We start from the raw sequence: 10,910 nt of genomic DNA on the forward strand, positions 1-10,910 counted from the left end.
GGTCACGACGAAGAATCGTGAAGGCCAGCTGGATGGCCGTGCGGCCCCAGTGGAATTTCGCGTCGATCGGATCGACGAACAGCGTCCAGCCATATTGAAGGTTGGCGATCATCGCCATGCAGACGATGCCCATCGCGAGCTGGACCCACCGGAAGCCGCTCGACTGCGGCGGGGTGGGCGGTGACGCCTCTGTGCTGGAAACCATGAATCCTCCCATACCGCGCTCTCTTGGAGGTTGCCGCTGCGACCAGCGCGCTCCTCATCTGCGCATCGAGTCATCTTGGTATAATATATTCCAGCCTGCAATATGGCCTGCGGCGGAGGGTGCGGCATGCTGCTTCGCAGCGAGAGCATTTTTATCGGTCAAGCAAAAGAAAACGCTCGGCAAAATGCCGAGCGTCGCTTGCATGGAATCGTTCTATTTTATTTTTCGCTGCAATGCGAAATGTGAGCTTTAGAGCGTGGACTTCTCGACAACCACCTTGCGCCAGGGCTTGAGCACCGCGATCGCCAGGATCGAGGCCAGGATATTGGCGCCGGCCGCGATCATGAAGACCTGGTCCCAATTGCCCGAGGACTGCTGCATGTAGTTCGCGATCGGCACCAGCAGCGCCGCCGTCCCCTTGGCGGTATAGAGCAGGCCGGCATTGGTGGTCGCGAACTTGGTGCCGAACGTGTCGGTGCAGGTCGACGGGAAGAGCGAGTAGATCTCGCCCCAGGCGAAGAACACGAAGCCCGAGAGGATCACGAACCACACCGGATCGTGGCCGAGCATGTACAGCGCCCAGATGCCGATACCCTCCATGCCGAAGGCGATGAACATCGTGTTCTCGCGGCCGATCATGTCGGAGATCCAGCCGAAGAAGGGCCGCGTCAGGCCGTTGAGCACACGATCAATCGTCGCGGCGAAGGTCACCGCGGTCATGGTCATGCCGATCAGGCTCACCGGGATGTTGTCGACCTTCCAGTCGCCGGCGATCGGCTTGAGGTTGGCGGTGACCATCAGGCCGCCGGCGCCGACGATCACGAACATGAAGTACATCAGCCAGAAGATCGGCTGGCGGATCACTTCGGTCGGGTTGTAGTTGCGGCGGCTCTGCACCAGGTTGGTGTTCTGCGTCGCCGCGGGGACCTGGCCTTCCTTCGGTGCGAACAGGAAGAAGGCGAGGATGACGATGATGATGCCCTGGCCGAGTCCGAAATAAAGGAAAGTAGTCTGAAAGCCGGAGTCGCGGATCATCGCCTGGATCGGCGCGACGGTCAGCGCGGAGCCGGCGCCAAAGCCGGCGGCGGTGATGCCGGCGGCGAGGCCGCGCTTGTCGGGAAACCATTTCAGCGCATTGCCCACGCAGGTGCCGTAGACGCCGCCGGCGCCGATGCCCGCGATGATCATGCCGAGATAGTAGCCGTTGAGCGAGGTGGCGTAGGCGTTGATCATCCAGCCGATCGCACAGAGCACGCCGCCGACGAGCACGACGATGCGCGGGCCGTATTTGTCGACGAACCAGCCTTCGACCGGCACGAGCCAGGTCTCGAACAGCACGAACAGCGTGAAGGCCCACTGGATCGAGGCGCGATCCCAACCGAACGTCTTGGCGATATCGGGGACGAAGAAGGTCCAGCCATACTGATAGTTGGCGATCATCACCATCGCTGCGACGCCGACGACGAGCTGCGTCCAGCGGTAAGCGTCGCTTACTCTTGCCGTTGCGGGGGCCCCCGCGTGAGCCAAGTCCGTCATTTATCCTCCAATCGCGCTTCTGCTTTTATGTCCGGCGCTCGGCGCATCCTTGTATGCCTGATGCCACTGCTCAAGCCGCTCGTCCTTGATCGCGCCACTATGTCGCAGGCGTCGCGATCTCTGGACTGGCACCCGTAAAAGTTGAGTAGTCCGGCTGTGCGGGAATGACCAAAGCATAAAAAAATGGCCCCGGTAAATCCGGAGCCATCAGTCGGGGAGGATCATTTCGTCGCGTCCGGGGGGCTGCCGTCGCAATCTCTGTGGACTGCGGTCGCGGCGCCGACCCCTGGGGCGATCAGAGGCCGAAATAGGGCAGGTCGCCGTTGCGATTGGCGGCGCGGGCGCTGGTCATCAGCACGCGATCGAGCACGGCCAGGAAGCGGCCGAACAGAGACACGGGCTGGACGAGGGGGAGAGCGACGGTCTTGGCCATGGATTGTCTCCTTCAGTGAGGCGGTAGGACGTTCTGACTGAGGAGAATTTACGTATACCAGATGCCAGATACAATGGATCATATTGCATAGCGGTATGAGAGTTTTGCGATGCAGCAGGAATGTTACAATAGGAATTTCCAATCGATGTCGGCATTTTCATACAGAAAGATCCGCCCAATGCGGGTGTGAGGCGCCGATAAAGGTATTTATTACTTTTTGCATGCCACGACGTTCCTATCGGGCCGGCAAGCCGGACCCCGGCGGCATCACGACCTGGCCGCGGGCTCGGAGGACCAGCCGGCGTGGCGGCCGGGTCGCTGCGGCAACAAGGCGATCAGCAGGACGATCGCGACGAGGATGACGGCGGAGGCCAGGGGCCGGCTGAGGGAGAGCCCACCATGGCTCGCCGGCTTGTCGAGAAAGTCGCCGACAGTCGCTCCCAGAGGGCGCGTCAGGATGAAGGCGGCCCAGAACAGCAGGACCCGGGATGCGGCGGTCCAGACGTAGAGAGCGGCGAGCAGAACCAGTCCGGCGCCAAACAAAAGGGCGCCGCCATCGTAACCGAGGCCCGTGCCGTCAGCGATCCAATCGCCAAGGGCGGTGCCGAGGGTCTGGGAGAAGGTGATCGTGATCCAATAGAACAGCTCGGCCTTGAAGGAGGTGACGGTGGCGACATCGATCGATCCACAAGCGATGTACCATGCGCCGAGGGAGCAGAGTACGCAGACCAGAAGGATGGATGAGCCCCCGGGATAGCCGATGCCCAGCGAGCGATCGAAGAGGTCCGCCATCGCGGTTCCCACCGTGGTGGACGCCACGATCGCGAGCCAATAGATCCAGGCGTTGAACTTCGTCGTCGAGATCTGAGCGATCACCGCGGCTACGAAGATGATCAGAAAGATCGCCGTTCCGATCAGATAGCCGCCGTTCTGAGCGTCCTGATCCGCATGCAGCCAGCTCATGGTGACCGCGTCACCGCCCGTTTCCCCCAGCGTGGTGGCGAGGATCTTGATCACCCAGAAGCCAAGCGTCACGGCGGGGACTTTGCTGATGGCCTCGTCGTCGCTGCCGATTGGCATCGCTCGCGCTCCTTCCCGTCCGGTCCAGCGCGATATTGAACGCCCCGGCCCTCGATCGGCGCCTCGAGGGATGCCGGATCACGGTAATTTTCATCCGGAGCGATGACGAGGCGTTCCCATGCGGCATGCGATCCCGATCTGGCGTGCGATGCGATGCAACCATCCACGTCAAGCGATGGAACTGTGCCGCAGGGGCCGCAGTTAGTCGGCAATAGAGCGGAATGGCGTCACCGGATGTTGCTCGTTCCGTTGGTCGCGCTGTATCTCTCGTGGGCGAACGCAGCATCGGCAGATTTGAGGGCGAAGGACGGACCATGCGCGCCTTGATCCTGGCACTGTCCATTCTGACGCTCGTCGCCAACGCGCAGATGGCCAAGGCTGGTCTGAGCACCTCACCTCGTGCAGAGGACACGGCCACCGAGACGGCGATTGCCGGCGATGGCGCAAGTCACGCAACCGAGAACCGGATCGGCCTCACCAAGGCGAAGCGTCGTGCGGTGCAGCGCGGGCTGACGAGGCTCGGCTTCGACACCAAGGTCAACGGCACGTTCGACGAATCCACGCGCGCCGCCATCACACGCTGGCAGGAGGAGCGCGGCTACCCGACGACCGGCTTCCTCGACGCTGCCCAGCACAAGGCCCTCATGACCGCCGCCGCGGAGGCCGCCAGATCCGACCGCCAAGCCCGCCGTCACTCGGGGGGCCGGACGCGGCATTCGCGGAACGTCGGAGGTCCGATCGGCGCGATCGGCGGCGCGATGCATCGGGTGGTGGGCGGGATCTTCGGCAGGTAAACGCGGCTGTCCGACAGCTTGATCGGGGCGCCGTCCCGGAAGACCTCGCCGCGCTCATGGATCGTAGATGATCTTGGCCTTGAAGCCCAATCTGGCCGCGGCCGCATCGACTTCGTCCTGACTTTGAGGATAGGCCTCGAAGACGATGTTGGCCTTGAAGAGGCGCGGATAATATCTCGGGTGGAGCGTCCACAGGATGTCGCGATCCACCCCGGTCTCTGCATAGAGGCTGGCCACTCGCTTTCTCACGTAGTTGCTGTCGGGCGGCGTGACGGACGAGGGATCGATTGCTCGGTCCCAAAGAAACCGAGCTCGGCGCGCCGATGAGTATTCGACGGGGTCGCCTCCCTCGCGACATTCTCCACGCCGCAAGCCTTTCGGACCGCCATCGCGTGGCGTCTTGAGGAATGCGCAATAGGGGTAGGCCGGATCGCTGCTTTGCGGATTGTGCCAGAGAACGAGCGCGTCCTTGAGCACGTAGGTGTGGTCGGGAGCGGTGAAGATGAATTCGGCGCACGCCGAGACACAGTAGTCATAGACGACGACGGTCGCATGTCGCTCGCGAATGAGCTCGGCGAGTTCGAGGGCTTTGTCTTCCCTCCCGCCGAAGCTGCGGATGACGAAGAGCCCGCCAGGCGCGAGCGCTTTGGTCAGTGTTACGTCGAGCTCTGGAAGCATCGCGGCGTCGAAGCACATGATGCGCTTGTCCGGGCTCAGCGTCATGGTGCTTCGCGGCGAGATCGACCGGCAATAGGAGGCCGCGCGGTCAAAGCTGTCGCGGCTGTCGGCCTCGTCGTGGGCCCACGCCACGCCTGCCGACAATGGCAGCCAGGCAGGCAGCAGGAATGTCAACAACAGGCCTTGTTGTATCCAGCGGACCACCGAGACGTCTCCTCAACGGCCTCTCTCTTGGCATCCTATCGTGATGTCCCATCAACTGCGGGACTTGGAAAATCAAGTCCCATGGCCCGGCATCGCGGAGACAGGTTCAAGCAAGCGGCCATGGATCGACGATTGGCCGGAGGTGGGGCGGTCGACCTCGAGCGGAGCGCCTGATTTGAGCGGACTCGCGGCGCGCGCCGATGCGTGATGGTCGTCCGGTTCAGCACCAAGGTTGCTCAACATCAAGGTCGCTTCGGGCGATCTGCGCGAAATGGCCATGCTGCTCGCCATGATGGCTAGTCGAGAAGTTCGCTGAAGCTTCGGATCACCCGGATTGCGCTCGAAAAGTCGTGCGTCTCGTTGAAGCTGTGGCGCACGGCAATGCAGCGGCAGCCGGCCGCGCTGGCGGCTTGGAGCCCTGCGTACGAGTCCTCGAACACGAGGGCATCTTGGGCTCCGATTCCGAGCCGAGCAAGCGCCAGCAGATAGGCTTCGGGATCGGGCTTGTGCGATGTGACGTCGTCCTGCGTGACGATCAGGTCGAAAGCCGTGCCAAGGCCGAGCTTCGCCAGCACTATTTGAACCATCCAACCGGCGGCCGAACTGACCACTGCGACGTTCATTCCTTTCTTGCGTGCCTCCCGGACGAATTGTGTCGCGCCCAGGGTTTCGGCGATCTCCGCCTCGATGAGCTCGACGTAGAAGCGGCGAAATCTGGCATTGAAGTCGTCGGTGGGAGGATCGAAGCGGTACGCATCGAAGAAATGCCGGGTGACGGAGGTCCAGTCCTGCCCCATGATTTCAGCATAGACCCGGTGATCGGCGTCAACTCCGTAGGTCGCGCATGCAAGACTGATGGCTCGCGCCTTCAGCGGCTCGCTGGCCGCGACGGTGCCGTCGAGGTCGAGCAGATACGCTTTCATCGATGCTCCATTGTTTCATTGAAACCTCGGCTTCGTCTTGAAGGGGAGGCTATGGCTGGCAATGATCGTTTGCTCCGAGAGCCGACCACCATCAATCGAGGCCAGCCAGAATTGCACTGATGAATGGATCTTTGGCTGCGATATACTCTTGAATGCCGCGCGTATTCTCCAGCTCAAGCCTCAGCTTGAGCTCCTGATATCTCATCCGATCCGCTGGGTGCCGCCTCAGGTGCTCTCGAAAACGCAACATTCTGGCGATCTGCGCGTGATCTTCCCGGCAGATATGGAGCTTGTGCGTGCGGATACCGCAGACGTCGCGTTTGAAAAAATGATGGCCCTTGGACAGATCAGCTCCACGTCGATAGCCCAGGCTTTCGAACGATCGAGTCCAATCTTCGATCGTGCTGGCGGGATTGATGACCGCGAGAATGTCGATTTCCCCTTTCGCCGCCAGTCCGGGTACGGCTGTGCTCCCAACGTGATGGATTTCCAACAATGCGGAGCTGAAGACGGGTCGCAGGCGTATTTCCTCTTCTGCGTATTGTTGCGGCCACGTCGGATCGTACGGCCGTATCGGGCTGGTGAGCGGCATGCGTCAACGCTAGCCGAGACATGGACCTTGGACAACGACAGCTGTTGGTGGAATTCCGTTTCGTGTGACAACCAGGTGAGCTGGCTAACGAGCGCATTCCTCGGGCCACTTGCGCAGACACGCTCGAATTGAAACGATTCACGGCCTTCGATCGCGACGGATCTCTCGCATAACGTTGGGCCAGGTCGTTCTCTGAACGTGGGAATCAAAAAGCCGCCGGGCGATGCCGGCGGCTTGATGACGATGGCAGGAATAGGCGGCGGCGATCGCGCCGCGCCTGTCGCTCTTTTGGGCTCCAGGCTCCCGCGTTACTCCGCCGCCTCCTTGCGCGGCGGATCGAGCGCGCCGGAGTCGTGGATTTCGGCGACCTGGTGGTCGCTGAAGCCGAGCACCTGGCGGAGGATCTCGTCGGTGTGCTCGCCGAGGAGCGGCGAGCGGGTCACCTCGGCGGGGCTGTCCGACAGCTTGATCGGGTTGCCGACCGAGAGGTACTTGCCGCGGGTCGGGTGGTCGACTTCGACCAAGGTGCCGGTCTTGCGCAGCGACTCGTCCTCGGCGATCTCCTTCATCGACAGGATCGGGCCGCAGGGGATGTCGAACTCGTTGAGGATGTCCATGGCCTCGAACTTGGTCTTGGTCATGGTCCACTGCTCGATGCGGCCGAAGATCTCGTTCAGGCGCGGCAGGCGGGCGGCGGGCTTGGCGTAGTTCGGATCGGTCTTCCAGGTGGGCTCGCCGATCACGTCGCAGATCTTCTCCCAGACCGGGGCCTGGGTGATGAAGTAGATGTAGGCGTTCGGGTCGGTCTCCCAGCCCTTGCACTTCAGGATGCGGCCGGGCTGGCCGCCGCCGGAATCGTTGCCGGCGCGCGGCACGGCGTCGCCGAACGGCACACCCTCGCCGAACTGGCTGTATTCCTTCAGCGGGCCGTGATCGAGGCGCTGCTGGTCGCGCAGCTTGACGCGGCAGAGGTTGAGCACGCCGTCCTGCATCGCAGCCGTGACGCGCTGGCCCTTGCCGGTGTGGGTGCGCTGATAGAGTGCGGTGACGATGCCGAGTGCCAGGTGCAGGCCGGTGCCGGAATCGCCGATCTGCGCGCCGGTGACCAGCGGCAGGCCGTCACGGAAGCCGGTGGTCGAGGCGGCGCCGCCGGTGCACTGCGCGACGTTCTCGTAGACCTTGCAATCTTCGTAGGGGCCCGGGCCAAAGCCCTTGATCGAGGCGACGATCATCTTCGGGTTGATCGCCTGGATCTTCTCCCAGGGGAAGCCCATGCGGTCGAGCACGCCGGGGCCGAAATTCTCGACCAGCACGTCGCACTTCTTGATCAGCTCGGTCAGAACCTCCTTGCCCTTCGGGTTCTTGGTGTCGAGCGTGATCGACCGCTTGTTGTGGTTCAGCATCGTGAAATAGAGGCTGTCCACATTCGGAATGTCCTGCAGCTGGCCGCGGGTGATGTCACCCACGCCCGGACGCTCGACCTTGATTACGTCGGCGCCGAACCAGGCCAGCAGCTGCGTGCAGGTCGGTCCGGACTGGACGTGGGTGAAGTCGAGAATGCGAACGCCCTCGAGCGCCTTGGTCATGTTGTTCCTCTCCGTATCGAATGGTCATCCCGCATCGGCGGGCAGGTGATGTGGGTGGCCTTACTTCTTCTTGGTCAGCACGCTCTGCGGATTGAGGTTGCCGATACGGCCGCTCTCCGAGCCCGCCGCGGGATCGATCACGGCGTTGATCAGGGTCGGCTTGCCGGAATCCATCGCCGCGTTGACGGCGCGCTTGAGCTCGTCCGGCGAGGTCGCGTTGACGCCGACGCCGCCGAAGGCCTCCATCATCTTGTCGTAGCGCGCGCCCTTGACGAACACGGTGGTCGCCGGATCCGACCCCGCGGAGTTCTGGTCGGTGCCGCGATAGATGCCGTCATTGTTGAAGATGACGACGCAGATCGGCAGATTGTAGCGGCAGATGGTCTCGACTTCCATGCCGGAGAAGCCGAAGGCCGAGTCGCCCTCGATCGCCAGGACCGGCTTGCCGGTCTCGACAGCCGCGGCGATCGCCGAGCCCATGCCGATGCCCATCACGCCCCAGGTGCCGACGTCGAGACGCTTGCGCGGCTGGTACATGTCGATCACGCCGCGGGCGAGGTCGAGCGTGTTGGCGCCTTCGTTGACCAGGATCGCGTCGGGACGCTCCTTGATGATGGTGCGGAGCACGCCGAGCGCGCCGTGATAGTCCATTGGCGAGTTGTTGTTCATCAGCCGCGGCGCCATCTTGGCGACGTTGTCTTCGCGCTTCTTCTGCACCGCGCTCAGCCATTCGGCCGGCGCCTTGGTCCAGTTGCTGCCCATCGCCTCGGAGAAGGCGGTGACGACCGAGCCGATGTCGCCGACCACGGGGGCCGCGATCTCGACGTTGGAGTCCATCTCCTTCGGCTCGATGTCGACCTGGATGAACTTCTTGGGCGCATCGCCCCAGCTCTTGCCCTTGCCGTGCGACAGCAGCCAGTTGAGGCGGGCGCCGATCAGCATGACGACGTCGGAGTCCTTCAGCACCGTCGAGCGCGCCGCGCCGGCGCACTGCGGATGCAAATCGGGCAGCAGGCCCTTGGCCATGCTCATCGGCAGGAACGGCACGCCGCTCTTCTCGACGAAATTCTTGATGGCCTCGTCGGCCTGCGCATAGGCCGCGCCCTTGCCGAGGATGATCAGCGGGCGCTTGGCGCTCTTCAGGACGTCCAGCGCGCGCTTGACGGAGTCGGGGGAGGGGATCTGCGCCGGAGCCGGATCGATCACCTTGACCAGCGAGGCGAGGCCGGCCTGCGCGTTCATCACCTGGCCGAACAGCTTGGCCGGCAGATCGAGATAGACGCCGCCCGGACGCCCGGAGACCGCGGCGCGGATCGCGCGGGCAAAGCCGATGCCGATGTCCTGGGCGTGCAGCACGCGGAACGCCGCCTTGCACAGCGGCTTGGCGATCGCGAGCTGATCCATCTCCTCATAGTCGCCCTGCTGCAGGTCGACGATCTCGCGCTCCGAGGAGCCGGAGACCAGGATCATCGGGAAGCAGTTGGTGGTCGCATGCGCCAGCGCGGTGAGGCCGTTGAGGAAGCCCGGCGCCGACACGGTGAGGCAGACGCCCGGCTTCTTGGTCAGGAAGCCCGCGATCGCGGCGGCATAGCCGGCGTTCTGCTCGTGACGAAAGGAGAGCACGCGGATGCCTTCAGCCTGCGCCATGCGGCCGAGGTCGGTGATCGGAATCCCCGGAACGTTGTAGATCGTGTCGATCCCGTTCAGCTTCATCGCGTCGATGACGAGATGAAAGCCGTCCGTCAGCTCCTCGTGGGTCTCCACCTCGGTCTTCATGGCTGTCTGCGGCATGCGCCTCTCCCTGGTCGTCTGAAGGCGCATTCCGCGTCTTCTTCTGTTGGAACCTGTCAGCTGAACAACTCTTGGCCGTGCGTCTCGACGTAGGTCGCGAGGCCCAGCGTGTGATCACGGGCGCGCTTCTCGGCGAGCTCGGTGTTGCGTTCCTCCAGCGCCTCGATGATCGCGAGGTGCTCGGGCAGGGAGGCCGCGATACGGTCGGTGCGGCCGATCGTGAGCTGGCGATAGCCGCGCACATGAAGCAGGATGTCGTTGGTCATGTCGACCAGCACCGGCGACTCCGACAGCGAGATCAGCGCCTGATGAAACGCGATGTTCGCCTTGGAATATTCCTCGATGTGCTCCTGCGGCGGACGGTCCTTGCCGAAATCCTTGAAGTAGTCGCGCAGCGCCGTGATGTCCTTCTTGCGCGCGATCGTGGTGATGAGCCGCGCGGCCATGCTCTCCAGCGCCGCCCAGGCGCGGATCATGTCGACGATCTCGCTCTTGGTCCGGCGCACCACGACGATGCCACGGCGCGGCACGGTCTTCACGAAGCCGTCCTGCTCGAGCATCGCGATCGCCTCGCGGATCGGCGTGCGGCTGACACCGAGGCGTTCGGAAAGCGCGCGCTCGTCGAGCATGACAGGCTCGGGCGAGGCGTAGATGTCCATCTTCAGAATGGCTTCTTTCAAGGCCTCATAGGCCTTATTCTTGAAGCTCGTCTCCGGGGCGATGCGAGCGATCGCGATGTCAGCCTCGGCCATGATGGGCAATGCCTTGTTCGTTTTCTCTGTCGACACGACCGATCTCCTCTCCTTGGGAGATCACTGTGTACAGCATTTTGCGTCCAATATTTTTGGCATGCCAGATGCCAGACTGTCAAGGTGAGCGATTTTTCCGCGTTTCCACATCTTCGATGCGCTTGACAAAGTTTGCTTCTGGCATACCAAATGCCATAAACCAGCAGCAATCCCCCAGGAGGAAGCCCCAATGTCTGACGCCATCCCGAACGCCAAGGCCACGATCCGAGACGTGCTCGATCGTGTGAAGGCGGACAAACGCACCGCCCTGACCGCGCCCGAAGGCAAGATCGTCTGCGA

At 62.9% G+C, this 10,910-nt stretch carries 10 protein-coding genes and 1 pseudogene; 1 reads left to right on the forward strand and 10 read right to left on the reverse strand.

Annotated elements, in window-relative coordinates; all coding sequences use genetic code 11:
* The 4 genes and pseudogenes from BRAS3809_RS34955 to BRAS3809_RS17960 all read right to left on the reverse strand — a co-directional run.
* Nucleotides 1-205 (reverse strand): annotated as a pseudogene (locus BRAS3809_RS34955) (oxalate/formate MFS antiporter); the annotation flags it as partial.
* Between the two features lie 249 nt (nt 206-454).
* Complete coding sequence (oxlT, locus tag BRAS3809_RS17955; RefSeq protein ID WP_035656674.1) at nt 455-1,741, reverse strand: oxalate/formate MFS antiporter; 1,287 nt, start codon at nt 1,739-1,741, stop codon at nt 455-457.
* Between the two features lie 295 nt (nt 1,742-2,036).
* On the reverse strand, nt 2,037-2,174 hold the full coding sequence (locus tag BRAS3809_RS36665) for a hypothetical protein (protein ID WP_157872609.1): 138 nt from the start codon (nt 2,172-2,174) through the stop codon (nt 2,037-2,039).
* 267 nt (nt 2,175-2,441) lie between these two features.
* On the reverse strand, nt 2,442-3,254 hold the full coding sequence (locus BRAS3809_RS17960; RefSeq protein WP_008963510.1) for a COG4705 family protein: 813 nt from the start codon (nt 3,252-3,254) through the stop codon (nt 2,442-2,444).
* A gap of 314 nt (nt 3,255-3,568) precedes the next feature.
* Here BRAS3809_RS17960 and BRAS3809_RS17965 point away from each other — a divergent pair, with 314 nt between their 5' ends.
* Complete coding sequence (locus BRAS3809_RS17965) at nt 3,569-4,048, forward strand: peptidoglycan-binding domain-containing protein (RefSeq protein WP_008963511.1); 480 nt, start codon at nt 3,569-3,571, stop codon at nt 4,046-4,048.
* Between the two features lie 54 nt (nt 4,049-4,102).
* On the opposite strand, the gene BRAS3809_RS17970 is transcribed toward BRAS3809_RS17965, so the two are convergent.
* The 6 genes from BRAS3809_RS17970 to BRAS3809_RS17995 form a co-directional block, all read right to left on the reverse strand.
* Nucleotides 4,103-4,930 (reverse strand): hypothetical protein, encoded by an 828-nt coding sequence (locus BRAS3809_RS17970; RefSeq protein ID WP_008963512.1) that lies wholly within the window; start codon nt 4,928-4,930, stop codon nt 4,103-4,105.
* Between the two features lie 296 nt (nt 4,931-5,226).
* Nucleotides 5,227-5,853 (reverse strand): HAD family hydrolase, encoded by a 627-nt coding sequence (locus tag BRAS3809_RS17975; RefSeq protein ID WP_008963513.1) that lies wholly within the window; start codon nt 5,851-5,853, stop codon nt 5,227-5,229.
* 91 nt (nt 5,854-5,944) lie between these two features.
* Complete coding sequence (locus BRAS3809_RS17980; protein ID WP_035656677.1) at nt 5,945-6,445, reverse strand: GrpB family protein; 501 nt, start codon at nt 6,443-6,445, stop codon at nt 5,945-5,947.
* Nucleotides 6,446-6,753: 308 nt separating this feature from the next.
* Nucleotides 6,754-8,031 carry a formyl-CoA transferase gene (gene frc, locus BRAS3809_RS17985; protein WP_008963514.1) on the reverse strand — a complete coding sequence of 426 codons (1,278 nt, stop codon included), beginning with the start codon at nt 8,029-8,031 and terminating at the stop codon, nt 6,754-6,756.
* A 60-nt stretch (nt 8,032-8,091) separates the two neighbouring features.
* Nucleotides 8,092-9,822: an oxalyl-CoA decarboxylase gene (gene oxc, locus BRAS3809_RS17990; protein ID WP_008963515.1), complete on the reverse strand. Its 1,731-nt coding sequence runs from the start codon at nt 9,820-9,822 to the stop codon at nt 8,092-8,094.
* 56 nt (nt 9,823-9,878) lie between these two features.
* Complete coding sequence (locus tag BRAS3809_RS17995; RefSeq protein WP_371259368.1) at nt 9,879-10,574, reverse strand: GntR family transcriptional regulator; 696 nt, start codon at nt 10,572-10,574, stop codon at nt 9,879-9,881.
* Between the last annotated feature and the right edge of the window lie 336 nt (nt 10,575-10,910).

The organism is Bradyrhizobium sp. STM 3809 (assembly GCF_000239795.1).
In the GTDB taxonomy this organism is placed as follows: Bacteria; Pseudomonadota; Alphaproteobacteria; order Rhizobiales; family Xanthobacteraceae; genus Bradyrhizobium.